At 64.4% G+C, this 25,467-nt stretch carries 24 protein-coding genes; 12 read left to right on the plus strand and 12 right to left on the minus strand.

All coding sequences use genetic code 11. The annotated features are described in order from the left end of the window. From MOV74_RS04850 to MOV74_RS04860, 3 genes are all read right to left on the minus strand, one after another. Positions 1-1,210 (minus strand): caspase family protein (locus MOV74_RS04850; RefSeq protein ID WP_246918655.1); only part of this gene is annotated, 1,210 nt, incomplete at its 3' end. After that, positions 1,210-3,015 carry a caspase family protein gene (locus MOV74_RS04855; protein WP_246918657.1) on the minus strand — a complete coding sequence of 602 codons (1,806 nt, stop codon included), beginning with the start codon at positions 3,013-3,015 and terminating at the stop codon, positions 1,210-1,212. The genes MOV74_RS04850 and MOV74_RS04855, both read right to left, overlap by 1 nt. A gap of 194 nt (positions 3,016-3,209) precedes the next feature. Then, positions 3,210-5,117, minus strand: coding sequence for an acyl-CoA synthetase (locus tag MOV74_RS04860; protein WP_246918659.1), 1,908 nt, complete (start codon positions 5,115-5,117; stop codon positions 3,210-3,212). A gap of 223 nt (positions 5,118-5,340) precedes the next feature. Between MOV74_RS04860 and MOV74_RS04865 the strand changes: the two genes are divergently transcribed. Together MOV74_RS04865 and MOV74_RS04870 are read left to right on the plus strand one after the other, a co-directional pair. After that, entirely contained in the window at positions 5,341-6,420 is a 1,080-nt protein-coding gene (locus MOV74_RS04865) for a SecDF P1 head subdomain-containing protein (protein WP_246918661.1), read from the plus strand. Positions 6,421-6,668: 248 nt separating this feature from the next. Next, on the plus strand, positions 6,669-7,475 hold the full coding sequence (locus MOV74_RS04870) for a Crp/Fnr family transcriptional regulator (RefSeq protein ID WP_246918663.1): 807 nt from the start codon (positions 6,669-6,671) through the stop codon (positions 7,473-7,475). Between the two features lie 7 nt (positions 7,476-7,482). Here MOV74_RS04870 and MOV74_RS04875 read toward each other — a convergent pair whose 3' ends face one another. Continuing rightward, positions 7,483-8,124, minus strand: coding sequence for a glutathione S-transferase family protein (locus MOV74_RS04875; RefSeq protein WP_246918665.1), 642 nt, complete (start codon positions 8,122-8,124; stop codon positions 7,483-7,485). Positions 8,125-8,308: 184 nt separating this feature from the next. On the opposite strand from MOV74_RS04875, the gene murI reads away from it, so the two are divergent. The 6 genes from murI to MOV74_RS04905 all read left to right on the plus strand — a co-directional run bounded on the left by murI (position 8,309) and on the right by MOV74_RS04905 (position 13,240). Further along, the gene (murI, locus tag MOV74_RS04880; protein ID WP_246918667.1) at positions 8,309-9,106 is read left to right on the plus strand and encodes a glutamate racemase; all 798 of its coding nucleotides are present in this window, start codon (positions 8,309-8,311) and stop codon (positions 9,104-9,106) included. 62 nt (positions 9,107-9,168) lie between these two features. Then, entirely contained in the window at positions 9,169-9,942 is a 774-nt protein-coding gene (locus MOV74_RS04885) for an HpcH/HpaI aldolase/citrate lyase family protein (protein ID WP_246918669.1), read from the plus strand. A gap of 64 nt (positions 9,943-10,006) precedes the next feature. Next, positions 10,007-10,390, plus strand: coding sequence for a cupin domain-containing protein (locus tag MOV74_RS04890; RefSeq protein ID WP_246918671.1), 384 nt, complete (start codon positions 10,007-10,009; stop codon positions 10,388-10,390). Positions 10,391-10,499: 109 nt separating this feature from the next. Next, positions 10,500-11,267, plus strand: a complete 768-nt coding sequence (locus tag MOV74_RS04895) for an acyltransferase (protein ID WP_246918673.1) — start codon at positions 10,500-10,502, stop codon at positions 11,265-11,267. A 199-nt stretch (positions 11,268-11,466) separates the two neighbouring features. Further along, the gene (rpsD, locus tag MOV74_RS04900; protein WP_094895629.1) at positions 11,467-12,084 is read left to right on the plus strand and encodes a 30S ribosomal protein S4; all 618 of its coding nucleotides are present in this window, start codon (positions 11,467-11,469) and stop codon (positions 12,082-12,084) included. Between the two features lie 88 nt (positions 12,085-12,172). After that, positions 12,173-13,240, plus strand: a complete 1,068-nt coding sequence (locus MOV74_RS04905) for a low specificity L-threonine aldolase (protein ID WP_246918675.1) — start codon at positions 12,173-12,175, stop codon at positions 13,238-13,240. A gap of 105 nt (positions 13,241-13,345) precedes the next feature. Here MOV74_RS04905 and MOV74_RS04910 read toward each other — a convergent pair whose 3' ends face one another. The 4 genes from MOV74_RS04910 to grxD are packed head-to-tail and all read right to left on the minus strand — an operon-like array spanning position 13,346 to position 16,821. After that, on the minus strand, positions 13,346-14,605 hold the full coding sequence (locus tag MOV74_RS04910) for a serine hydrolase (protein WP_246918677.1): 1,260 nt from the start codon (positions 14,603-14,605) through the stop codon (positions 13,346-13,348). A gap of 1 nt (position 14,606) precedes the next feature. Continuing rightward, positions 14,607-15,893: a serine hydrolase gene (locus MOV74_RS04915; RefSeq protein WP_246918679.1), complete on the minus strand. Its 1,287-nt coding sequence runs from the start codon at positions 15,891-15,893 to the stop codon at positions 14,607-14,609. Positions 15,894-15,939: 46 nt separating this feature from the next. Next, positions 15,940-16,491, minus strand: coding sequence for an O-acetyl-ADP-ribose deacetylase (locus tag MOV74_RS04920; protein ID WP_246918681.1), 552 nt, complete (start codon positions 16,489-16,491; stop codon positions 15,940-15,942). A gap of 3 nt (positions 16,492-16,494) precedes the next feature. Next, complete coding sequence (gene grxD, locus MOV74_RS04925; RefSeq protein WP_157333797.1) at positions 16,495-16,821, minus strand: Grx4 family monothiol glutaredoxin; 327 nt, start codon at positions 16,819-16,821, stop codon at positions 16,495-16,497. A 235-nt stretch (positions 16,822-17,056) separates the two neighbouring features. Between grxD and egtB the strand changes: the two genes are divergently transcribed. Continuing rightward, positions 17,057-18,352, plus strand: a complete 1,296-nt coding sequence (gene egtB, locus MOV74_RS04930; protein ID WP_246918683.1) for an ergothioneine biosynthesis protein EgtB — start codon at positions 17,057-17,059, stop codon at positions 18,350-18,352. A gap of 52 nt (positions 18,353-18,404) precedes the next feature. Continuing rightward, on the plus strand, positions 18,405-19,376 hold the full coding sequence (egtD, locus tag MOV74_RS04935) for an L-histidine N(alpha)-methyltransferase (protein ID WP_246918685.1): 972 nt from the start codon (positions 18,405-18,407) through the stop codon (positions 19,374-19,376). Positions 19,377-19,403: 27 nt separating this feature from the next. On the opposite strand, the gene MOV74_RS04940 is transcribed toward egtD, so the two are convergent. Both MOV74_RS04940 and MOV74_RS04945 read right to left on the minus strand, forming a co-directional pair. Then, positions 19,404-20,597 carry a low temperature requirement protein A gene (locus MOV74_RS04940; protein ID WP_246918687.1) on the minus strand — a complete coding sequence of 398 codons (1,194 nt, stop codon included), beginning with the start codon at positions 20,595-20,597 and terminating at the stop codon, positions 19,404-19,406. A gap of 25 nt (positions 20,598-20,622) precedes the next feature. Then, positions 20,623-20,859: a BolA family protein gene (locus MOV74_RS04945; protein ID WP_018316584.1), complete on the minus strand. Its 237-nt coding sequence runs from the start codon at positions 20,857-20,859 to the stop codon at positions 20,623-20,625. A gap of 177 nt (positions 20,860-21,036) precedes the next feature. Between MOV74_RS04945 and MOV74_RS04950 the strand changes: the two genes are divergently transcribed. Further along, positions 21,037-21,396, plus strand: a complete 360-nt coding sequence (locus tag MOV74_RS04950; protein WP_246918689.1) for a DUF427 domain-containing protein — start codon at positions 21,037-21,039, stop codon at positions 21,394-21,396. 133 nt (positions 21,397-21,529) lie between these two features. On the opposite strand, the gene MOV74_RS04955 is transcribed toward MOV74_RS04950, so the two are convergent. Then, entirely contained in the window at positions 21,530-21,703 is a 174-nt protein-coding gene (locus tag MOV74_RS04955) for a DUF1328 domain-containing protein (RefSeq protein ID WP_092228199.1), read from the minus strand. Positions 21,704-21,880: 177 nt separating this feature from the next. Here MOV74_RS04955 and MOV74_RS04960 point away from each other — a divergent pair, with 177 nt between their 5' ends. Then, positions 21,881-23,068, plus strand: coding sequence for an acyltransferase (locus MOV74_RS04960; RefSeq protein WP_246918692.1), 1,188 nt, complete (start codon positions 21,881-21,883; stop codon positions 23,066-23,068). Between the two features lie 118 nt (positions 23,069-23,186). Here MOV74_RS04960 and purL read toward each other — a convergent pair whose 3' ends face one another. Next, positions 23,187-25,397: a phosphoribosylformylglycinamidine synthase subunit PurL gene (gene purL, locus MOV74_RS04965; RefSeq protein WP_246918694.1), complete on the minus strand. Its 2,211-nt coding sequence runs from the start codon at positions 25,395-25,397 to the stop codon at positions 23,187-23,189. Positions 25,398-25,467 lie beyond the last annotated feature (70 nt).

The following is a 25,467-nucleotide window of genomic DNA, read 5'->3' on the forward strand; positions in this document are numbered from 1 at the left end:
TGGCCTTCTCCGCGGCCTGCTTCTCGGCCAATGCCTTCGCTGCGGCCGCCTCGGCGACCTTGCGCTGGTGCTCGGCCGCCTCGGCCCTCGCCTGCTCGATCTGCTTCTGCCTCTCTGCGGCAATGCGGGCGTCTTCGGCAACCTTGGCTGCAGCGGCCGCCTTGTCCTGCTCGGCCTTCTGGGCGCGCTCGGCAATCAGCCTGGTCTTTTCCTGCTCGGCCGCCCTTGCCTTTTGCTCGGCTGAGGCACGCGTCTCCTCGGCGCCGATCTTGTTCAACTGGCCTTTGGCGAGATTGGCATAGAATCCCTCAGGATATTGCGCCAGGAACGCTTCCCACCCGTCCCGGGTGCCGAGTTGGAGCGCAAGTTCATAGTCTCGCCTGAGCTCAGACTGCGGATTGGGTTGCGGGCCGCTCGCAACGGGCTTGGCAGGAACGAGCGGCACGTCATCGCCGCCGAGCGAGCCATACACGAAAGGCTCTTGCTTGTTCGCGGTGCTCTTCAGCACGTCATCGCGCACGAAGCCGAACGCTTTGCGCAGATCCAGGCCGGGCTTTGGCAGGTGGTCTGCGAGAGCCGTGGCGAACGGGCTGTTTCTGGAGTCTCCGTCGGACGCCGTCGAACCGGCCTTGGCCGCGAACGCGATCATCGTGTTCGGAGTGGTTGGCTCGACCTTGGCGAGCCCGCGGCCGATCGCGCGCGAGGCCACGGTGCGCTTCATGGATTTGGCGAACGGATTGTCGCGGCAGGCATCGAGAATGACGAGACGAAGCTGTTTGGCGGGCTCGATGCTCACCAGCACGCGATCGATCGGTAACGCCTCGTCGTAGACGTCGGTGTCGGTCTCGAGCGCGGCATCGGTCGGGATCAGATAATTGGTGCCGTCCACCTCCATGCCGTGGCCCGCATAGTAGATCACCGCGACATCGGCATCCCGGGTCCGCCCGCCGAATTCGCGCAGCGCCTTGCGCATTTCAGACGCGTTCAAGTCCTGCTTGACGTCGACCGTATCGAAGCCGGCTTTCCTCAGCATGCCGCCGACCAAGCCGGCGTCGTTCGCGGGATTGCCAAGCTTCGGCACGCTCTTGTAGGCGGAATTGCCGATGACGAGCGCGACGCGCTTATCGGCGAGCGCTGGGCTGCAACACAGAGCAAGACAAGCGAGAGCTCCGAATGCGATGGAGCAAGCCTGAAGTATCTGCTTCATCATCAGTTGCATATTTCGGCTGGTATCTTGCTCGCAGGATTGGAAGGATGATTTGCCGTTCCGAGCCGGCACCCCTTGGCGATCGGCCTACATCCGGCGTTGTTGCAGATCATCTGCCCCGAGGCCTGTGGCGTCGAGGGAGCGGCCTCCGTTTGTTTTCGATCCGTGTCCCGCCTCCTCGACTCCTCGCGCGTCGCGACCGGTTTCTTCTCCGGGATCTTCTCGCACTCATTGTCGTCACCGACGCGATAGCCGGCGCGGCAGGTGATCTTCACGCATTGATCGCCGTCGGCCTTGAAGCCGAAATTGCACACCAGCGGGCAGACGCGTCCCGGCTTGGCCTTCAGCGCATCGAGCGCGTCGACGCTAGCAAGCTTCACGTCGAACTGGGTGCCGGCATATTTGTTGAACAGCGTCAGCGAGCGCTGCGCGGCTGAACTCCACTCGCTCTCCGCAGACGAGGTCAGGCAACCGACGCGGCGCAGTTCGCTCTGTACGGATTTGGCGAGGTCGGCGGCTGACAATGTGGACGCCGGCCCGGGCGAGAGCGCGGCCACTTTCTGGTTCTCGACTTCGGGCAGCTGCCGATCGGCGGCCGGCTTTGCGGCCTGCTCCGCTTTCTCCGCGGCCTGCTTTGCAGCGAGCTCGGCCTTGGCTTTTTCCGCCGCCTGCTTCTCGGCCAATGCCTTCGCCGCCGCCGCCTCAGCCAGCTTGCGCTGGTGCTCGGCCGCCTCGGCCCTCGCCTGCTCGATCTGCTTCTGCTTCTCCGCCGCGATCCGCGCCTCTTCGGCAGCCTTGGCCGCAGCCGCTGCCTTCTCCTGCTCGGCCTTCTGGGCCCGCTCGGAGATGAGTCTTGCCTTTTCCTGCTCGGCTGCCTTGGCTTTTTGTTCGGCCGAAGCGCGCGTCTCTTCGGCGCTGATCTTGTTCAACTGACCCTTGGCGAGGTTGGCGTAGAAGCCGTCCGGATACGCCGTCAGAAACGCTTCCCAGCCGTCGCGGGTCGCCAGCTGAAGCGCGAGTTCATAGTCCCTGCGCACGGCCTCCTGCGGGTTGGCCTGAGGACCGGTCGCAGCCGGCTTGACCGCAACCAAGGGCACGTCGTCGCCGCCAAGCGAGCCGTACACATAGGGCTCCTGCTTGTAGCCTGTGCTCTTGAGCACATCGTCGCGCACGAAGCCGAAGGCCTTGCGCAAATCAAGGCCCGGCTTCGGCAGATGCTCGACCAGCGCGGCGGCGAACGGGCTGTTTCGGGAATCGCCGTCGGACGCGGTCGATCCCGCCTTTGCGGCGAACGCAATCATCGTGTTGGGACTGGTCGGCTCAACCTTGGCCAGGCCACGCCCGATCGCGCGCGAAGCCAACGTGCGCTTCATCGACTTCGCGAACGGGTTGTCGCGGCAGGCATCCAGGATGATCAGGCGCAATTGCTTGGCGGGCTCGACGGCGAACAGCGCGCGCTCCACTGGAATAGTCTCGTCGAGAACGTCGCCGTCCGTCTCCAGCGACGCGTCGGTCGGAATGAGATAGTTGGTTCCGTCGAGCTCGATACCGTGGCCGGCGTAGTAGATCACCGCCATCTCCGCATCGCGCGTCCTGCCGGCAAACTCACGCAACATGCGCCGCATCTCGCTGGCACTGAGATCAAGTCTGACGTCGACGGAATCGAAGCCAGCCTTCTTGAACATGCCGCCGACCAGAGTGGCATCGTTCGCAGGGTTACCGAGCTTGGGAGCACTTTTGTAAGCTGAATTGCCAATGACGAGCGCCACCCGGCGGTCGGCATGCGCCGGTCCGCAGGCAAGTCCCATCGTCAATATCAACAATGCAAATAACCGAAACGGAATCACTTGCGTCCCCCCGGATGCAATTCCACGAGACTATTCGGTAGCGTCGCAGATTGCTAATTCTTCCTATGTGATACTGGTCACATAGGGCTCCTCGAACGGGGGTAAGGATAATGCGGCGAAGCGTCGCCCTGCTTTGGGGGTATGCAGAAACCGCGCTACATTTGCACCACCTCGTGGCGCATCACGAAGGGTGCAAGCAGCGCGTGTACCTCGCTCGCAACCGCCTCGCGCTGCTCCGACGGCAGGCCGGCAAGGGTCACGGTGGCGATCGATCCGTGACTGCCATGGGCACCGACTTTGACCCTGCAATCGATGCCGCGTTCGACCAGCGGCGTGAGCACCTTGGTGAACACGCGCTCGGCCGCGTCCCAGCGCAGCTGCGGCTTGAACACCTTGCCGACGCCAGTCACCGGCATCGGATCGATCGGAATGACCTGCACCGGGACGGCGGCGCGCTCCGGCGTGCGCTCGCGCACCCACGTCTCCAATTCCCCCGGCTCGACCTTGGCGCCCGGTTTCAGCTGCACGTATCCCACCGGTAGCTCGCCGGCATAGGCGTCGGGCTGGCCGACCACGGCGGCGAAGCCGACGGCCGGATGGCGGAACATGATCTCCTCGATCGGCGCCGGGTCGATGTTGTGGCCGCCGCGGATCACGAGGTCCTTGGCGCGGCCGGTGATCCAGAGATAGCCATCGGCATCGAGGCGGCCGAGATCGCCGGAATTGACCCAGATCTCGTCGACGAAGGCGCCGTTGTTGTGCTCGTCGTTGAGATAGCCGCCGAACACGCCGGGCCCGGCCATGATGACGACACCGATTTCGTCCGGCTTGCAGTCGCGGATCAGGCGGCCATCGGCATCGAGCTGCACGATGCGCACGCGAGAATAAGGCATCGGCAGACCTACGGAGCCGAGCCGGATCGGCCGTGACGGATAAGCTAGCGTGTGCACGCTCGAGGTCTCGGTCATGCCGTAGACCTCGACCACGGGCAGCTTCAGCTTGTCCTGGATCGCCGAACCCACGGCGACAGGAATCGCCGAGCCGCCGCCGGCGGCGTATTTCAGGCTGGAGATATCAGCGTTGCCAGGCGGCACCGCGAGCGTCGCGGCCAACACCGTCGGCACGCTCGACAGCGCCTCCGGCTTGAAGCGTTCGACAAGCTGCCAGATATTCTTCACCGCATTCGGATTGCGCCAGCCACTCGGCGACAGCACGACCAGCGAGCCGCCGGCCGACAGCGTCAGCAGCACCTGCGTCAGTGAACCGCCGACGTGAAACAGCGGCATGCCGAACAGCAGGTTTGCGCCCGGTTTCGCCTTCAGCAGCAGGTTGAGCGCCCAGGCCTGATAGACCTGATTGGTATGGGTGTGCCGCACAAGCTTTGGCGTGCCGGTGGTGCCCCCGGTGTGGAAATAGGCGGCGATGTCGGCACCCGAAATCTTGCGCCCGCTGACGAGCCGGTCGGACGGCTGCTGCTTGATCAGGTCGCTGAAGGCAAAGATGCCCTTGCCGGGATCGCCGCCGCCGAACACCTGCACGATCGCCTTGAGATTCTTCAGTTGCGGTCGGATCTGCTCGACCTTCTGCCAGATATCGGTGCCCGGCATCGGACCGAGCGCCACCAGGATCTTCGTGTTCGCGGCCTCCAGGATCTCGGCGAGCTGGTGCGGCTCCAGCAGCGGATTGACGGGATTGGCGATGCCCGCGGCCTCGGCGCCGAACAGCGTCACGAACGCATCGGGCACCAGCGGCAGCATGAAGCTGATGACGTCGCCCTTCTCCGCACCGAGCGCATGAAACATGTTGGCGGCCTGCGTGACGCGCGCGATGAAATCGCGATAGGTGACTACAACCGGCGTGTCGGCGGGATCCGCGTTTTGCAGGAACTGGATCGCCGCGCCATCGGGATTCCGCGCGGCACCCAGCCTGATCGCGTCATAGGTGCTCTCGGCCGCGACCCGATCGGCATAAGGAACCTGCTCGAAGGCCCGGACTTCCGCGTCCGTCGCCAGGTCCAGATAGTCGTTGCCGATAAACCGATCGAGCGCGTGGATACCCGCCATGGAATTCCGTCCTCCCTCAGATGCACGTCCCCGCCTCTGTCTTTTGACATTTTGGTGCGGCGAGGCCTCGGCCGATGGTCGGCCGAGACCACAGAATGATGGATGATTTGGCGTTCGTCCATTGCCTAGACCTGCGACGCTTGAACCTCTGGGGCCGACCCGGGGACCAAGAACTGGCGCTGGAATTCGCTCCCAGCGCCCTGCCGCAAGACTTGAGGTCATAATGACGACGCCCGCGCGGAACCGCATCAACCGGCTGATCGCTGCGTTCGCCATCGCATCCACGATGGCCCTGCCCTCCGCAACCTTCGCCGGGGACACCCAGCTCGACAAGATGCACGCGAAGGTCGCGGCATTCATCACCGACAAGATGGAGAAGCTGGGCGGATCGCGCATTATCTACAAGGTGGACCGCGACGCCTTGCGGGAGACGGTCACCACGGATCTGCGCGACGACGTCTACAAGATCTTACGCGAGGGCCGGATCGCCTTCTCCGGCCTTGTCATCCGTGACGGCGGTGTCGAATTGAAGATCGCCGACGCCAAGGGTCGCGACCTGCTCACGCGCAAGCTCGCCTCGGCGGCAGAGGGATTGCCCACGCAGGCGCTCACCGTGACCGACGCCGGAGACGGGCTGATCAGGCTCGCCCCGACCGACGCCGCATCGGCCGCGCGGCAGCGCGATCTCGTCGAAGATTCCATCGCCATGATCGAACAGCGCCTCAAGGACGCCGGCGTCACACTTGCCAGCGTCCAGCCTGAGGGAACGGACCGCATCCGCATCTTCCTGCCAGGCATGATGGAGCCCGAGCGTATCACTGCGATCTTCGCCAGGAAGGTCAAGGTCAGCTTCCGCCTGATCGATGTCACGATGTCGGCGGAGCAGGCGCAATCCGGCACGCCTCCGGCGGGGACGGAAGTCATGTTCGGCTTCAAGGACAAGCTCCCTTATCTCGTCAAGGCCAGCGCGCTCGACGGTGACGACATCAGCTATGCAGGCCCGGGGTTTGCCAGCGGGACGAAAGAGCCGATCGCCTCGTTCCGCTTCAACGGCCGCGGTGCGCGGCGCTTCGCCCACATCACCGCAGAGAACGTTGGAATGCCCTTCGCCATCGCGCTCGACGACAAGGTGATTTCCGCCCCCGTGATCCGCGAGCCCATCACCGGCGGCTCCGGCCAGATTTCCGGCAACTTCACCCTGGATGAGGCCAACAGCGTCGCCATGCTGCTGCGCGCCGGCTCGCTGCCCGGTCGTCTTGGCCTCGTCGAGCAGCAGGTCGTCCAACCCGCCGCCAAGCCCTAAGGCGAAGATCGTCCAACGCCCGCCTGGGGGCATTGGCCCCCTCGCGACGCCGAAGCCTGCCCGAATCACGGCCGTGTTGCAGCCAGACGCGCAACCAACGGGCAATTGCCGAAACGCCTAATCAGGCTAAAATTTGCCTCTTGCGGCGTGGCGGCCGAAGGCTTCATTTCAGGCGGCCGTCATCCGAATTCGGCTATACGTTTCGAGCATACCGACCAGGACTGAAGGCCTTACGCGGGGTTAGTACCATGCCGTCCGGCAGCGCAGACATTTCCTCGATCCTTGACCGCATCCTCGATGCGGCAACGGATAACCTCAGGATCGCGAAGATCCTGGTCCAGATGGGCCTCGATCCCAACAACGTCACCTATGACGCGATCTTCAATCGGCTGCTGGAGATCTTTGTCCACAACATCACGTTCGCCAATCTGTTCGCCGCGGTCGGCGCCGGCTTCTTCGTCGCCACCCTCTTGATGCGGACCATGGTGCCACTGCGCGTCGCCAACATGGTCGGCTGCGCGTTCTTCGCCGTGTTCGGCGCGCTCACCGCCAACGTCGCGACGTTCCTGCTCTATCTGCTGCTGCTTCCGATCAACGCCCTGCGCCTGCGGCAGATGCTCAAGCTGGTCAAGAAGGCACGCCACGCCGCCGAAGGCGACATGTCGATCGAATGGCTCAAGCCGTTCATGACCGAGCGCAAATATCGCCGGGGCGATACGCTCTTCAAGCTGGGCGATCCCGCCAAGGAGATGCTGCTCACGGTCACCGGCAAGTTCCTGGTCAAGGAGATCAACGTCGAGATCGGGCCGGGCGCACTGATGGGCGAACTTGGCTTCCTGACGCCGGACAACCGCCGCACCGGAACGATCGAATGCATCGAGGACGGCCAGGTGCTGACGATCACCTATGACCGCCTGCTGGAGATCTACTTCCAGGATCCACAGTTCGGCTATTACTTCCTGGTGCTAACCAGCCAGCGCCTGCTGCAAAACATCGATCGTCTGCAGAAACAGCTGGCGACGGCGCGGTCGGCCACGACGAACAGGATCGCTTGACCGAAGCTCAGCTCAGCAGCAACGCCATGCCCGGATCGCCCTTCTCCATCGCGCGCCGGTAGGCCGGACGGTCGCCGATGCGGCCGAGATATCCGACCACGTTCGGACAACGCTGAAGATCATAGGGCTGGAAGTAGCGCATGGTGGTGAGCGAGAACACCGTCATGATATCGGCGGTGGTGAAGGCGCTGCCCGCCAGATATTCGGCCTCGCCAAGCCTGGCGTCGAGGAGGTCGTAAGCGCGATCGAGACGCCCCTTCATCGCGCGCAGGGTCGGGTTGTCCTTGGCGAGATCGAGCCGGCTCAGGATCATCATCCGCCCCATCCCGGGTTGCAACGTACCGTTGGCGAAATGAAGCCAATACAGAAACTGCGCGAAGGCTCGCTCATCGGGGCCGAGCACGAGTCGGCCGTTGCCGTATTTTGCCACGATGTAGTCGACGACGGCGCCGGATTCCGCAAGCACCAACTCGCCGTCGGTGATGACCGGTGCCGTGCCGGCCGGATGCAGCGCTTTGTACTCGGCCGGTGCCAGCATAGTCGCTGCATCACGCGTGTAGCGCTTCAGCTCATATGGAATTCCCAACTCCTCGCACAGCCAGACGATGCGCTCGGACTGGGACTTGCCGAGATGATGGACGGTGAGCATGAGGCCTCCTGCGGACGCAAATGGGAGCACTGTGACGCCGCATCATACGTCGTGATTGCCGGCTTCCCGGAATTTTGCGGACATGCCCCGGCACATTCAAGCCTTCCAAATCGGCCCCAAGCGGTCTCCGCCGCAAAATCGCCCTAAAAACCGAATGGTAACCATGGCGGGCTAGGGTAATTCTGTGACCAATTCTCCGACGATCCTGGTGTTCGATTCCGGCCTTGGCGGGCTCACGGTGCTCCGTGAGGTCGTGGCTGCGCGGCCGGACGCGCACTTTGCCTACGTCGCCGACGACGCCTTCTTCCCCTACGGCCACCACAGCGAGGACGAGATCATCGCCCGCGTCGTGCCGCTGATGGGTGAACTGATCGGCACGCATGATCCCGACCTCGTCGTCATCGCCTGCAACACGGCGTCCACCCTGGTCCTGTCGCACCTGCGCGCCGCTTATTCCGTGCCCTTTGTCGGCACGGTGCCGGCGATCAAGCCGGCCTGCGCGCAGTCGAGGACCCGCCGCGTCTCGGTGCTCGGCACCAAGGGCACGGTAAAGCGCGAATACACCAAGGCTCTGATCCGCGATTTCGCGCAAGGATGCGAGGTGACGCTGGTCGGCTCGCCCGAGCTCGCCTCGCTGGCTGAAGCCGAGCTCAGCGGCGCTCCGATCAGCGACGAGGCCATCCTCGCCGAACTCGCTCCCTGCTTCGTCGGCGACGCCGGGAATGTGGCATCCCGCACCGACACCGTCGTGCTCGCCTGCACGCATTATCCGCTGCTGCTCGACCGGCTGAAGCGGCTGGCCCCATGGCCTGTCGACTGGATCGATCCAGCGCCGGCGATCGCCCGCCGCGTCTCGGACCTGCTCGGCCCGCGGATCGGCGGCATCGCGCAGGAGCGCGCCGAGATGATCTTCACCTCGAACCGCGTGCATGGCCTTTCGACCATGCTGACGCCGTTCTTCGGCGGTCGCGCCCTGGCCTGACCTTGCGCGGCGACGGCGCGCTGCTAGGTTTTAGCGTCGTCACCTAGCCGCAGGCCTTTTCCATGTCGGTCCCGACCACGCCGCTCAACCGCCTCCGCCAGCTTTGGCGCGAAGGCCGTCCCGCCTTCGGCGCCATTGCGACCATCCCGAGCGTGCAGACCGTGCAGATCATGGCGCGCTCGCTCGACTGGATCATCGTCGATCTCGAGCATGGACCGATTGGGCTCACCGAAGCGCATGCGATGATCGCGGCGACGACCGGCACGCCGTGCACCCCCTTGGTGCGGATCGCGGCGAACGAGCCGTGGCTTGCGAAGGCGCCGATGGATATCGGGGCCTTCGGCATCAACTTTCCGATGATCACCAACCGCACTGATGCCGAGAAGGCGGTGCGCAGCGTGCGCTACCCGCCGCGCGGCGATCGGCTCTGGGGACCGTTCCACGCGCCGTTCCGCTGGGGCCAGTCGATGCCGGACTACATGGCATCAGCCGATGACGAGATGATCTGCATGATCACCATCGAGCACGTCGATGCCGTCAACCGCATCGACGAGATCATGGCAACGCCCGGCATCGACGTCGCGGTGATAGGCCCCGGCGACCTCGCGACGTCCATCAACAAGCGCGGCCGGATGGACGACCCGGAGTTGCTGGAGCTGGTCGCCCGCGCCGAGGCCGGCATCCTCAGAAGCGGCGTGCCGATCGGCGGCGTGGCCCGCACTGCCGACCAGGCCAATGCCCTCGTCGACCGCGGCTATCGCGCGATCGCGCTCGGCTTCGACTGGTCGCTGTTCCAGCGCGGCATCATGGCGGCATTCGAGGGGATCAGGCGCTGAACAGGCCGATTGCCACCTTGCCGGGGACTGCCGCGCTGCTAGGGTCGGTCCAGGGAGGAAAACCATGCTTAAAAAGACTTTGCTCGCTCTGTCCTTTGCCGGCCTTGCCGTTGCCGCCTTCGCCCAGCAGCCCGGCATCAAGCGCACCCCACTCCAGAAAGTCGAATTCCCGGATGGCTACAACACCATCACCGCCATTGCGGAAGTCCCGGCGGGCGGCGCGGCCGGACGCCATACCCATCCGGGGATCGAGACCGGCTACGTGCTCGAAGGCGAGCTGAATCTTCTCATCGATGGGCAGCCAGAGAAAACCCTCAAAGCCGGCGATTCCTATCAGATCCCGGCAGGCGTCGTGCACGACGCCAAGGCTCATGGCGATAAGACCATGAAAGTGCTGGGAGTTTACGTCGTCGACAAGACCAAGCCGCTGGCGTCGCCGGCGCCCTGATGCGGCGAACCGACTGGCCCCGAGCGGGTTGGTTCATGCTAGAGCAGGCAAGCGAGTGGGAACCCGCTCGCTGCACATATTTTAATCTTTGATCCGGAACCGGAGACCAATGCGCGGGACGCCCAAGACCATCTCGCTGCGGCGCCGTTTGATTTGCGACCTCATGCATGCCTCGATGGGCGTGCCGTTCGTTTCGCTATCCCGTTCGCTCAATATCCGCCCTGTGCTGGAGGCCCGCGCGGCCGCAACGACGCCTGCCGGCTGGGCCGCGATGTTCGTCAAGGCCTTCGCCCTCGTGGCCAGGGACGAGCCGATCCTGCGCACCGTCTACGCCAAATGGCCTTGGCCGACCCTCTATGAGCTACCCAAGAGCGTGGCGCTGGTGGCGATCGCCCGGATCGACCATGGCGAGGAATGCGTGATCCCGCAGCGAATCGCGGGCCCCGACACGATGACGCTGGCGGCCGTCGATGCCGAGATCCGGCACGCCAAGACGGCGCCGGTCGGGGACGTTCCCATGTTCCGCAAGATCATGCGGGCGACCCGCCTCCCACTGCCGCTGCGGCGCCTGTCCTGGGCGATCGGCCTGAATTTCGGCCGGCAACGCGGCAATTGGTTCGGCAGCTTTGCCGTAAGCTCGGTGGCCGCCTATGGCGGCGGCGAGCTCCACCCCATCACGCCAGGCCCCTTTATCGTCAGCTATGGGATGGTTGAGGCGGACCAGACCATTCATGTCGTGATCCGGTGGGATCACCGCGTCACCGACGCCGCCCCCATCGCCCGGGTCCTGACCCGGCTGGAACAGGTCCTGAACACTGAAATCGCTGCCGAATTGCGATCCGCCGGGTCAAAGCCGATCCGGGCGGTCGGGACCTGATTTCGCGGCCATTCGCATTGACAGAACGGGCCAAACTCACCTAAAAGCCGCCTGCTCGCGGGCCGATTTCGGCCCGCGAAGCGTTTCGCGACCCGTGGTCTTGTCCCTTAAGCTTTGGGGATCGGACCTGTCAGTGCCGGGCTAGCCCCGTCACACAGGAGGGCGCGTTTCCTCAAACCGTGAACCCAAAGAGGACGCGATGACTAAGCGCAGTGAGGCGAAGTATAAACTCGATCGCCGTATGGGCCAGAACATCTGGGGCCGCCCGAAGAGCCCCGTCAACCGCCGCGAGTACGGCCCCGGCCAGCACGGCCAGCGCCGCAAGGGCAAGCTCTCCGACTTCGGCGTGCAGCTGCGCGCCAAGCAGAAGCTGAAGGGCTACTACGCTAACATCTCCGAGCGCCAGTTCCACAGCATCTATGTCGAGGCCAGCCGCCTCAAGGGTGACACGGGCGAGAACCTGATCGGCCTGCTCGAGCGCCGTCTCGACGCGGTCGTGTACCGCGCCAAGTTCGTCTCGACGATCTTCGCCGCGCGCCAGTTCATCAACCACGGCCACGTCAAGGTGAACGGCCGCAAGGTCAACATCTCGAGCTATCAGGTCAAGATCGGCGACGTGATCGAGGTCAAGGAAGCTTCCAAGCAGCTCGCCCACGTCCTCGAAGCCAGCCAGCTCCCCGAGCGCGACACCCCGGACTATCTCGAAGTCGACCACGGCAAGATGACCGCGAAATACGTGCGCATCCCTCATCTCTCCGACGTGCCGTTCCCGGTGCAGATGGAGCCGCATCTGGTCGTCGAATTCTATTCGCGCTAAGATCTGAATATCGAAAGGCCCCGGTTCGCCGGGGCCTTTTTGCTTAAGAGCCACATTTCAGTGGCCGCAATGCTTGAGGAGCCGTCGCATGCTCTACACCCCGCCCCCGATCGATCCCAAGGCGCCGCCGGTGCGCATCAACCTGCTCTCGGACACGCAGACGAGGCCCACGGCTGCGATGCGCGAGGCGATGGCGCGGGCGGAGGTCGGCGACGAGCAGGTCGGCGACGATCCGACCGTGAATGCGCTGTGCGAGCGCGTGGCCGATCTGCTCGGCAAGGAGGCCGCGGTCTATATGCCGTCCGGCACGATGTGCAACGTCACCGCGACGCTGGTGCATTGCCGTCCGGGCGACGAGATCCTGGCGCATGAGACCGCGCACATCATCGCGCGCGAAGGCGGCGCGCATGCCGCGATCGGTGGCTTCCAGGTCACCCAGTTGAAGGGTCCCGACGGCCAGTTCACGCCGGAGACGTTCCGGAAAGCGCTGCATCCGCGCACGCGCTATCAGCCGCCGCAGACGGTCGTCAGCGTCGAGCAGACCGCCAATATCGGCGGCGGCACGATCTGGAAGAAGGCTGATCTCGACGAGATCGTCGCGATCGCCAAGCAACACGGCCTCATCACCCACATGGACGGCGCGCGCCTGCTCAATGCCACAGTCGCGAGCGGCATCTCGCCGCGCGACATGACCGCAGGCTGGGACTCGGCCTGGATCGACTTCTCCAAGGGCCTGGGCGCGCCGATCGGCGGCGTGCTTGCGGGCACGCGCGCCTTCATCGATGCAGTCTGGCAGTGGAAGCAGCGCCTCGGCGGCTCGATGCGGCAGGCCGGGGTCTGTGCCGCCGCCTGTATCTACGCGCTCGACCATCACGTCGAGCGCCTTGCCGACGACCACGCCAATGCGCGCGCGCTCGCCCGCGGGCTGTCGCAAATCGCAGGCATCGAGGTGCAGGAGCCCGAGACCAATCTCGTGTTCTTCAAGCCCGATGGCGCCGGCATTGCCGGCGACAAGATGGTCGCGGCACTGCGCCAGCGCGGCGTGACGCTTGCGATGATGGACGGCCGCATCCGCGCCTGCACCCATCTCGACGTCAATGCGAGCCAGATCGAGGAGACGATCGGATACGTGCGCGAGATCGTCCGCGGGGCGTAAGTCCCGTGGGCCCGGGTGAGCGCAGCGATACCCGGGAATTTACGTGCAGAGACCCCGGATGTCGCTTCGCTCATCCGGGCTACGACAGCGGCTGAACGTCCGCGACTACCGCCCCATCGCCTGGTAAATCAGCGTCTTCAACGCCAGCTGAATCCGGCTGCGCTGCGACGGCGTCTGCACCATGAAGATCCCGAACAGATCATCCTCGGGATCGATGAAGAAGAAGGTGCCGCCGACGCCGTCCCATCGATACTCGCCGAGTGGCCATGACGTGCCCGGCGGCGCCGAGGTGCGCACGGCGAAGCCGAGGCCGAAGCCGGAACTGCCGCCCGGATAATAGTTCTGGTCGCGCCCGATCCTGGTCTCAGGGCCGATGTGGTCCGACGCCATCAGCGCGATGGTCTCGGCCTTGAGATAGCGGCGGCTTTCATAGGTACCGCCATTCAGCAGCATCTGGGCGAAACGGGCGTAGTCGCCGACTGTGCCGACCAGGCCGCCGCCGCCCGATTCCCATGTCATGGGCCGCCTGATGTCGCGGACCTCAGTCGTTGGACTGATGTGGCGGTCCTCCGGCATCGGCTCGGCGATGCGCGGAAACTTGGCGGGATCGGCCACATGGAACGCGGTCTCGGTCATGCCCAGCGGATCGAGCAGCCGCTCCTTCTCGAACTGCAGCAGCGTCTTGCCCGAGACCACCTCGACGACGCGGCCGAGCACGTCGGTGGCAAAGCCGTAGGCCCACACTGTGCCTGCCTGCTCGGCGAGCGGCAGCGCGGCGATCTTCGCGGCGAAGTCGGCATTGGACAGATCGCTGTTGAAGAGGTTGGCCGCAGCATAGAGCTCGCGCACCGCACTGCCGCCAGTGGCGCCGTAGGGCAGGCCCGCGGTATGACGCAACAGGTCCTTGATCGTGACGGGACGCTGCTGCGACTCCAGCGTCAGCGCGACCTTGCCCCCCTCGCCCCTCCTCTCGACACCGACCTTCATGTCGGCAAAGGCCGGAATGTACTTTGCGACGGGATCCTCGAGCGAAAGCTTGCCCTCTTCGACCAGCATCATCGCCATGACTGACGTGATCGGCTTCGACATCGAATAGAGGCGGAAGATCGTGTCCGCGCTCATCGGGGTCCTGGTCGCGACGTCGCGGACGCCGAAATTCTCGTAGTAGACCGGCTTGCCGTGTTGCTGGAGCAGCAGGATGGCCCCCGGAATCTTTCCGGTCGCAACCTCGTTCCGGATGTAGGCAGAGACCTTTGCGAGGCCTTCGGCTGAGAATTTGTGCGCGGCGCGCTCGGAGCTTGCACGCGCACAGACCACGCCGACCAGAAGAACGAGCGCCGCGATCAGCGCGCGGCGCCCGCTCATTTCATTTCTCCATGGCTTCATAGACCAACTGTTTCAAGGTCCGCTGCACCCGCTGGCGCTCGGTCGGGGTTTGCTCCAGCAGCACGAAGAACATGTCCTGCTTCGGGTCGATCACGAAATAGCAGCCGGAGGCGCCATCCCATTTCAACTCGCCGAGATCGCCGGGCGGCGGCGGCTTGGCATTACCGGGATCGGTGCGGACCGCGAGCCCGAGGCCGAAGCCAAATCCGTCGCCGGGGAAGTAGAAATAATCGCGATCGACGCCCGAGCCCGGGCCGACCTGATCAGTCACCATCAGCTTGAACGTCTCGGGCTTGAGGATGGTCTTGCCGTCGAGGCTGCCGCCATTGAGCAGCATCTGCGCGAAGCGCTCGTAGTCGGCCATGGTCGTCACCATGCCGCCGCTGGCGAATTGGATCTTCTTGACCACCGTCGGATCATTGATCCGGCCGACCCGGAAATCGCTGTCGTTCGGCACTGGCTGCGCCAGCAGCTTCTGCTTCTCGGGAGCCGTGACGAAGAAACCGGTGTCGACCATGCCGAGCGGATCGAGCAGCTTGTCCCGCATGATGTCGATCAGGGGCTTGCCGGCCGCGACCTCCATCACACGCGCGAGAACGTCGGTGGAATGGCCATATTGCCAGAGAGCCCCCGGCTGGTTGTGCAGCGGCAGTTTTGCGATCCGTTCTGCGAACTCGGCGAGGTCGAAATCGCCGGCATAGATATTGGCTTCGCGATAGGCTTTGCGGACCAGGCTGTCGCCATAGAAGCCATAGGTGATGCCCGAGGTGTGCGTCATCAAATCGTGGACCGTCATCGGCCGGTTGGGCGGCACCAGTTCGAGCGACTTGCTGCCGTCCTCGGCCTTCTTCTCGACGCCGACCTTTACATTGGCGAACGACGGAATGTATTTCGAGACGGGATCATCCAGCTTGATCTTGCCGTCCTCGATCATCCGCACCGCGACCACCGAGGTGATCGCCTTGCTCATCGAGAACAGGCGGAAGATCGTTTTGTCCGTGATCGGTGCCTTGCTGACGACGTCCTGCACGCCGAAGGCTTCGTGATAGACCGGCTTGCCGTGCTGCTGGATCAAGACGGTTGCACCGGCGATCTTGCCGGTCGCGACCTCGTTCTTGAAGAACTCGCTCACCTTGGCGAGCTTGTCCTGATTGAAATGCGCGCTGGCCGGAATCTCGTAGGTTCCTTCCGCGCGTGCCAGCGATATTGCGCCGAGCGACACCAGCACGCCGCAGAGCAGCGCACGCAGTCCGGACTGTAAAATCATATCCCCTCCCCGGAACATGGTCCGACGGAGTGTACCGACCGCATGATCAGGCACAAGGGCCGCTGTGCCGCTCAAGCGCCTCGGCATGCAGCTTCGCGCCGGGCTCGGCGAAGCAGCAGAACACGACCCGGGTCACGGACGGCGCGGCAGAGAGCCCTTCGATCGTCGTGCGCACGGCGATGTCTGCCGCCCGGTCGGCGGGGAAGCGGAAAATGCCGGTCGAAATCGCGGGGAATGCCACGGAGGTTAGCGTGTGCTTGCCGCACAGCTCCATCGACCGGCGATAACAGGAGGCGAGCAGATCGTCCTCTCCGAGCGTTCCGCCATTCCAGACCGGCCCGACAGTGTGGATCACATGGGCCGCTTTGAGTCGGTAGCCCTTGGTGATCTTGGCATCGCCGGTCTTGCAGCCGTGAAGCATACGGCATTCGGCCACCAGATCGGGCCCGGCAGCCCGATGGATCGCCCCATCCACGCCGCCCCCGCCAAGGAGCGACGTGTTGGCCGCGTTGACGATGGCGTCAACGCCGAGCGTGGTGATGTCGGCAACGACGATCTCGAGATCGGCGCCGCCGATCCGGCGCGTCAGCCGGGTCACGGGTCAAGCCGCGACGACGACGCCCTTCTCGGAGAGGAGCTGCTGCAATTCGCCGGCCTGGAACATCTCGCGGACGATGTCGCAGCCGCCGACGAACTCGCCCTTTACATAGAGCTGCGGGATGGTCGGCCAGTTGGAGAAGGTCTTGATGCCGTTGCGCAGTTCTGCGGATTCGAGGACGTTGAGGCCCTTATAGCCGACGCCGATATGGTCGAGGATCTGGACGACCTGGCCGGAGAAACCGCACTGCGGAAATTGCGGCGTGCCCTTCATGAACAGAACCACGTCGTTCGACTTCACTTCGTTGGCGATGAATTCCTCGATGCTCATATCTGTGTCCTTCTGGGGCCTCAACGATCGCTTCGGGCCGGCTCAGCCGATCTAGCCCGATATCTGCTCATATATGTAGCCCAAACCGTTGTGCATCCAAAGTAAAATGGCGGCGAACAGCCCCTGGGCGGCCGCCCCTTGGTGACGCCAGCCGCATTGCATGATGACGCGAATATCATCGCCCGGGAGGACTTTCATACCGTAACGGAGCCCCTATCTAGGACGAACCCGGTTTTTGGAACCGGGCAACGCCAACAACGTTCTCTTGTCCTGTCTGGAGAAAAACGTGACGAAACAAGCCTCCGCTTCGGCCACCGCCCCGTTTTCGTCAAGCTCCGGTCAGGGCGGCCTCGCCCGGAGGCTGGAAGACGCATTTGTTGCCGTCCGCAATGGGACCGAACGCCGGGCCGCACCGCTGTCGCCGGAAGACCAGCAGATCCAGTCCATGCCCGATGCGAGCCCGACAAAATGGCATCGGGCGCATACCACCTGGTTCTGGGAGCAATTCCTGCTCAGGGAGCACGCTGCGGGCTATCGGGCCTTTAACCCCGATTTCGCATTCCTGTTCAATTCCTATTACGTCAGCGCCGGCCCGCGTCATGCCCGCAATCATCGCGGCGACATCACCCGCCCCAGCGCCGACGAGGTCGGTGCTTACCGCAGATATGTCGATGCCGCGGTCGTCAAATTCTTCCGCGAGGCCGGTGCCGACAAGCTTCGCAAGATCGCGCCGCTGGTCGAGGTCGGGCTGAACCATGAGCAGCAGCATCAGGAATTGATGTTCACCGACATCCTGCATGCCTTCGCGCAGAACCCGGTCTATCCGGCCTACGATCCCGAGTGGCGCTTCCCCGCCCCGACGCGCTCAGGCGAGGACTGGCTGATGCTGAACGAAGGCATCCACACCGTCGGTCATGTCGACGAGGGCTTTCATTTCGACAACGAGAAGCCGGCGCACCGCGCCCTGGTGGGCCCGGTCAAGGTCGCGCGCAACCTCGTCACCAACGGCGAGTGGCTCGCCTTCATGCGCGATGGCGGCTACCGGACTGCAACATTGTGGCTGATGGACGGCTTTGCCGCAGCCAGCAAGGAAGACTGGCAGGCCCCAGGCCATTGGCGCGAAGTTGATGGCGCGTGGCAAGTGATGACGCTCGCCGGCCTCGAGCCGGTCGATCCCGACGTGCCCGTCTGCCACGTCAGTTATTACGAGGCCGATGCCTTCGCGCGCTGGGCCGGAAAGCATCTGCCGACCGAAATGGAATGGGAGGTCGCCGCCCGCGCGGGCCAGCTCAACGACGCCTTCGGCATCGTCTGGCAGTGGACCCGCAGCGCGTACGCGCCCTACCCCGGCTACCGCGCCATCGAAGGCGCGCTCGGCGAGTACAACGGCAAGTTCATGGTCAACCAGCTGGTGCTGCGCGGCTCCTCGCTTGCAACTCCGGAGGGCCACAGCCGTATCACCTATCGGAACTTCTTCTATCCGCACCACCGTTGGCAATTCACGGGGCTGCGGCTCGCCGACTACGAGTAAAATTCCTATCCGACGACAAATGCGCGCCGGACAGCGCGTTCAGGAGAGTATCATGAATGTGCACGCCAGCGCTTTGGCCGAAGCCCATCTTCCCGACGAGCAGACCACCGCCTTCGCCCGCGAGGCCATCGAGGACCTCTCGCAGCAGCCGAAAAAGCTGTCGCCGAAATATTTCTACGATGCGACCGGCTCGGAGCTGTTCGAGGCGATCACGCGTCTGCCGGAATATTATCCGACCCGCACCGAGCTATCGATCCTGAAGGAGCGCGGCAGCGAGATCGCGAAGATCATTCCGGAGCACGCAGCTCTGGTCGAATTTGGCGCGGGCGCGACCACGAAGGTCCGCCTGCTGCTGGGTCATTGCAAATTCGCGGCCTATGTCCCCGTGGACATATCCGGCGACTTCCTGAAGGCGCAGGCGAGCGGCCTGAAGCGTGACTTCCCGACGCTCGGCATTTATCCGGTCGCAGCCGACTTCACGACGCCGTTCGAGCTGCCCAAGCAGGTCGCATCCATGCCCAAGGTCGGCTTCTTCCCGGGCTCGACCATCGGCAATTTCGAGCCGCATGAAGCACAGGCCTTCCTGAAGAGCGCGCGCGAGATCCTGGGCCGGGGCGCGCAGATGATCATCGGCGCCGACCTCGAAAAGGAAGAGCGCGTGCTGCATGACGCCTATAACGATGCCGCCGGCGTTACCGCGCGCTTCAACCTCAACGTTCTCGTGCGCATCAACCGCGAGCTCGGCGGCAATTTCGATCTGTCCGCTTTCACCCACCGCGCCATCTACAACCGCGAGCGGCACCGCATCGAGATGCATCTGATCAGCAAGAAGAGCCAGACCGTGCGCCTGCTCGGCACCAGCTTCTCGTTCCGTCCGGGCGAGAGCATCCACACCGAGAACAGCTACAAATACAGCCTCGAGCGCTTCGCCGCGTTGGCGCAAGGAGCGGGCTGGCGGGTGCGCGAAAGCTGGACGGACGCAGCCGAGATGTTCTCGGTGCATGCGCTGGAGGTGGCGGAGTAGACGCTCCGCGCCACCGCCGCGCGCCGTTCAATGCTCCTCGGCCTCCTCGGTTGCCGATCCCAGCGATAGCGACTCCCACACCGCCACCACGATCAAGATCGCGGTCGTCGCGACCGAGAGCCAGAGCGGCGGGAGATCGGCGGCGAACCACCACAGCACCAGCAGCAGGATGATTCCGATGCCGTGCGAGAGCTGGAGGAAGCCGCGGATCGCGTGCTTGAACAGGATGGTGCCGATCAGGAACACCAGCGGTCCGCCGATCGTGCTCACGATGGTGCGGACATCGGAATGGCCGCTCGGGTGCTTCAGCACCAGTTCGTCCGACACCGCGGTCAGGATGATGCCGGCGATGATCGGCATGTGCAGATAGGTATAGGCGAGCCGCGCCAGCCGGCCGGATTCGGTGGACTTCGAGATCCGCTCGGAGCCGGCCTCCGCCCCCTTGTGGAAGTAGACCCACCACATCGCGATGGCGCCGACCAACGCGGAGACGAAGGCCAGGATATTGTCCGCGGTCCAGGTCAGCTCGGCAAAGGTCGCACCGTTGACGACGACGGCTTCGCCGAGCGCGATGATGACGAAGAGAGAGCAGCGCTCGGCCATGTGGCCGCCCTCGACGGCCCAGGCCTCGACCGACGAGAAGCCGAGCTTGGGGACCCAGAAGCGTGCCGCTGGCGAGACGTACTCCCAGGCGACGGCCGCAATCCACAGCCATAGCCGCGTCTCGCCCTCGGACAGGCCGCCGGCGACCCACAGCACCGCGGAGATCGAGAGCCAGGTCAGGATACGAATCGCGTTATGCCGCACAGCCGTCCGATGCCGTGGCGTTGCGAACAGCCAGAATGCGGTTCGCCCGAGCTGCATCGTCGCGTAGGCGATCGCAAACCACAGGCCCCGCCCCTCGAACGCGGTCGGGATCGTCGTCGACAGCACGAGGCCGCCCAGCATCATCAGGAAGAGCATGACGCGGACAGGCGTCAGCTCGGGATTGAGCCAGTTGGTGACCCAGGCGGTGTAGACCCACACCCACCACACCGCGAGGAACAGCACGGTGACGTGCACCGCGCCGAGCGGCGTGAAATGGTGCAGCAGCGTGTGCGACACCTGCGTGACGGCGAAGACGAAGACGAGGTCGAAGAACAGCTCGACATTGGTGACGCGGCTGTGCTGGTTTGGCACGATGACGCGAAACATCGCGCCGCGAGGATTGTCCGCAGCCATCGTCGCCCCCCGTCGCGCGATCAGATCAAGCGCCCGGCACGCCGGTTTGCAGCGCCAACGCATGCAGCACGCCGCCCATCTGGCCGCGCAGGGACTGATAGACGATTTGGTGCTGCTGGACGCGGGACTTGCCGCGGAAGGATTCCGAGATCACGGTCGCGGCATAGTGGTCGCCGTCGCCGGCGAGGTCACGGATGGTCACTTCGGCATCGGGGATCGCCGCCTTGATCATCGCCTCGATATCGTGGGCGTCCATGGGCATTCGGGTCTCGCTCCTTCTGGTCTCGAATCGCTGCCGGTGGTCCCCTCGCCAGCAACCTCAAACTTAGCGTGAACGGCCTTCTGCGTCACGCTTTCCGGCACTATATCCCTGATCTCATCGGGATAAAGGCACGACAAAGTGCCGCGCAAGGCAGATCGATCGAAAAGGCGTGAAATCATGAAGCTTCCAGGGCCCGACCACCCCATCACGATCACCCAGAACCCGAGGCGCGTCCGCGTCACGGCGGGCGATATCGTGATTGCCGAGACCAGCAAGGCACTGACCTTGAAGGAGGCCAAATATCCGGCGGTGCAATATGTGCCGCGGGAGGACACCAAGATGGCTCTGCTCGAGCGCACCGACCGCGTCACCCATTGCCCCTACAAGGGGGATGCGAGCTATTACAGCGTCAAGGCTGACGGCAAGACGCTGGACAACGCGATCTGGACCTATGAGACACCCTTCCCCGCGATGACGGAGATTTCCGGCCATCTCGCCTTCTACCCGGACAAGGTGAAGATCGAGGAAGTGGGGTAGGCCACGATATACGCCGCCGTCATGGCCGGGCCTCGTCCCGGCCATCTACGGTCTTGGCCAATCGGGCTCCAGAAGAACGTAGATGCCCGGGACAAGCCCGGGCATGACGACTGAGAGTGCTGGCACAGCCAGGCTACGCCCTGAAGATCGTGAGCCCCAAAATCAGCAGCACCAGGAAGATCACGACGAAGACGTAAAATAGGAAACGGGCGACATCGGCGGAGGCGGCCGAGATGCCGGTGAAGCCGAGCACACCGGCCACGATCGAGATCAGCAGGAAAATCAGCGCCCATTTCAGGATCGTCATCGCTAGCTCCGAATTGGTGCCGCTTGCCCGCGGCCTCACGCTCTTTTGGCGAACGCTAACCTTGCTGCCCGGAACTGGTTCCTAATCCTGTCGGGCTCGAAGACCCGCTCAAACGAGGCTTGCTGAATCCGGTTCCCGACGGCACAGTCCCGCCGGGAGCAGGAGCGCGGGGCAGCCATGACCACGATGTCACATTCAGCGACGATCGGCGCGGAGGCGCACGTCGCGCCGAAGAGCAAAGCGCGCAATCTGTCGCTCGATCGCGCCCGCACCTTCCTGACGCTGGTGGTGCTGCTGCACCACGCGGTGATTCCCTACACGCATTTCGGTCACACCGATCCGGCCTCCTGGGCCGGCTTCGACGTGATCGTGCTCGCCACCGACAGCTTCTTCATGGCGATGTTCTTCTTCCTGTCCGGACTGTTCACCTGGCCGGGCATCGCGCGCAAGGCGCCACAGGCCTTCCTGCGCGACCGCCTGTTGCGGCTCGGGCTGCCGTTCGCGATCGCGGCCCTCACCGTCATCCCGCTCGCCTATTACGCCATCGCGCTGCGCCAGGAGCCCGAGCTGACCTTCGCGTCGTTCTGGTGGAAGACGGTGACGTCAGGCCCGTGGCCGAGCGGCCCGATCTGGTTCGTGTGGGTGCTGCTCGCGTTCGATCTCACCGCAAGCCTGCTCTACCGGGTCTCGGCGCATCTGGTCGACCCCATCAACCGCGTCTCGCTTCGCGGATTCGATCAGCCGGCCGCGTTCTGGCTGGCGCTCGCTGCGATCAGCGTTGTCGTCTACGTGCCGGCGCTGGTCTATTTCGGCGCCAACAAATGGTTCGAGCTCGGTCCGTTCTCGGTGCAGGCGAGCCGCATCCTGCTCTACTTCAGCTACTTCTTCATTGGCGCCAGCGTCGGTTCGGCGAACTTCGATCGCGGCATCCTCAGCTCGGACGGCCAGTTGCCGAGGAACCGCTGGCCGTGGGTGATCGTCACGCTGATCCCGTACGGCCTGATGTGGTGCATGATCTACATCAAGCGCGAGATCCTCGGGAATCCCGATCCGCTGCCGCACTGGTACCATGTGTTCTACGGCACGTTCCTGGTGCTGTTCTCGGCCTCGATCCTGCTCGCAATCCTCGCCTTCTTCCTGCATTCGAAAGCGCCGGGGCCAAACCTGCTCGACCGCATGCAGTCGGACGCCTACGGTATCTTTCTGGTGCACTACCCGATCGCGCTGTGGATCCAGTACGCGCTGTTCGAATACGAGCTGCCGGCGATCGTGAAGGCTGCGGTCGGATTCATGCTCACGGTGATCCTGAGCTGGGGCCTGACGGCGGCGTTGCGGAAAATCCCGGGGGCGTCACACGTGTTGTGAGGCACCGCACTCGTAGCCCGGATGAGCGAAGCGATATCCGGGGTCTTGCCACAAGCGACAGCGGTCCCGGATGTCGCTTCGCTCATCCGGGCTACGGGACTGAGTGTGTGGCGGCGCCTTACGCCGCCTTGCCGCCCATATATTCCGGCAGCCAGCGCTCGTGCGAGGTCCGCAGCACATCGATCGCAACCGGCGCCTCGCCCGCGATCGCGATCGCATCGCCACCGGTGGTGCCGATCCGCACGCAGGGCACCTCGCAGCCGCGCATCTTGGCGAGCACGCGGCCGGCTTCCGTTTCCGGCACGGTGACGAGATAGCGCGCCTGGTCCTCGCCGAACCAATAGGCCTGCGGCACCAGCGCGGTTGGCGCCGCCAGCAGCTTTGCGCCGATGCCGCTCGCCATCGCCATTTCGGCGAGCGCGATCAGGAGGCCGCCATCGGAGAGATCATGCACGGCGGTCGCGGTACCGCCATGGATCATGCCGCGCACGCAATCGCCATTGCGCTTCTCGGCGGCGAGATCAACCGGCGGTGGCGCGCCCTCCTCGCGACCGCAGATATCGCGCAAGTAAACGGACTGTCCGATCCAGCCGTGCGTCTCGCCGATCAAGAGGATCGCCTCGCCCTCCGCCTTGAAGGCGAGCGAGGCGGATTTGGTGAAGTCGTCGAGCAGGCCGACGCCGCCGATCGAGGGCGTCGGCAGGATCGCACGGCCGTTGGTCTCGTTGTAGAGCGAGACGTTGCCGGACACGACCGGGAAGTCCAGCGTGCGGCAGGCTTCCGAGATGCCCTTCAGGCAGCCGACGAACTGGCCCATGATCTCGGGCCGCTCAGGGTTGCCGAAATTGAGATTGTCGGTGATCGCGAGCGGCTTGCCGCCGACCGCGGTGATGTTGCGCCAGGCCTCCGCCACCGCCTGCTTGCCGCCCTCGAACGGATCGGCCTCGCAATAGCGCGGCGTGACATCGACGGTCAGCGCAAGTCCCTTCGGCCCGTCCTCAACGCGTACGACGGCGGCATCGCCGCCGGGGCGCTGCATCGTGTTGCCGAGAATGACGTGGTCGTACTGCTCCCAGACCCAGCGCTTAGAGCACATGTCGGGCGTGCCGATCAGCGTCTCCAGCGCGGCACCGAGGCTCATCGGCGCCGGCACGTCGCGGGCGTGCACGACCGGCAACGCGGCCGAGGGGACGTGCGGACGGTCATAGAGCGGCGCCTCGTCGCCGAGCTCCTTGATGGGCAGATCGGCCATGACGTCGCCGCCATGCTTGACCACGAAACGCTTGCTCGGCGTGGTGTAGCCGACGACGGCGAAATCCAGGCCCCACTTCTTGAAGATCGCCTCGGCTTCCTTTTCCTTCTCGGGCTTGAGCACCATGAGCATGCGCTCCTGGCTTTCCGAGAGCATCATCTCGTAGGCGCTCATCCCGGTCTCGCGGGTCGGCACCGCGTCGAGATCGAGATCGACGCCGAGGTCGCCCTTGGCGCCCATCTCCACCGCCGAGCACGTCAGGCCCGCCGCGCCCATGTCCTGGATCGCGATGACGCAGCCCTTCGCCATGATCTCGAGGCAGGCCTCGAGCAGCAGCTTCTCGGCGAAGGGATCGCCGACCTGCACGGTCGGGCGCTTCTCCTCGGACTTGTCGTCGAACTCGGCCGAGGCCATCGAGGCGCCGTGGATGCCGTCGCGCCCCGTTTTGGAGCCGAGATAGACGATCGGCATGTTCACGCCGGAGGCGGCCGCATAGAAGATCTTGTCGGCATCGGCGAGGCCCACGGCCATCGCGTTGACGAGGATGTTGCCGTCATAGCGGGTGTGGAAGCGCACCTGGCCGCCGACCGTCGGCACGCCGAAGGAATTGCCGTAGCCGCCGACGCCGGCGACGACGCCGGAGACGAGATGCCGGGTCTTGGCATGCTCGGGGGCACCGAAGCTCAGCGCATTGAGGCAGGCGATGGGGCGCGCGCCCATGGTGAAGACGTCGCGCAAAATGCCGCCGACGCCGGTGGTCGCGCCCTGATAGGGCTCGATATAGCTCGGGTGGTTGTGGCTCTCCATCTTGAAGACCACGGCCTGGCCATCGCCGATGTCGATCACGCCGGCATTCTCGCCGGGGCCCTGGATCACCCAGGGCGCCTTGGTCGGCAGGCCGCGCAGATGGATGCGCGAGGATTTGTACGAGCAGTGCTCGTTCCACATCGCCGAGAAGATGCCGAGCTCGGTAAAGCTCGGCTCCCGCCCGATCAGCTTCAGGATGCGCTCGTATTCGTCGGGCTTGAGCCCGTGGGCGGCAACCAGTTCGGGGGTGATCTTGGGTTCGTTCTTCATGGCTTCAGGGGCTTTCGGCGGCGGTTTGGCCGTTCTTAGGAACATCCGGGGCTCGCGAAAAGCCCTTTAT

Source organism: Bradyrhizobium sp. SHOUNA76, assembly GCF_023006445.1.
In the GTDB taxonomy this organism is placed as follows: Bacteria; Pseudomonadota; Alphaproteobacteria; order Rhizobiales; family Xanthobacteraceae; genus Bradyrhizobium.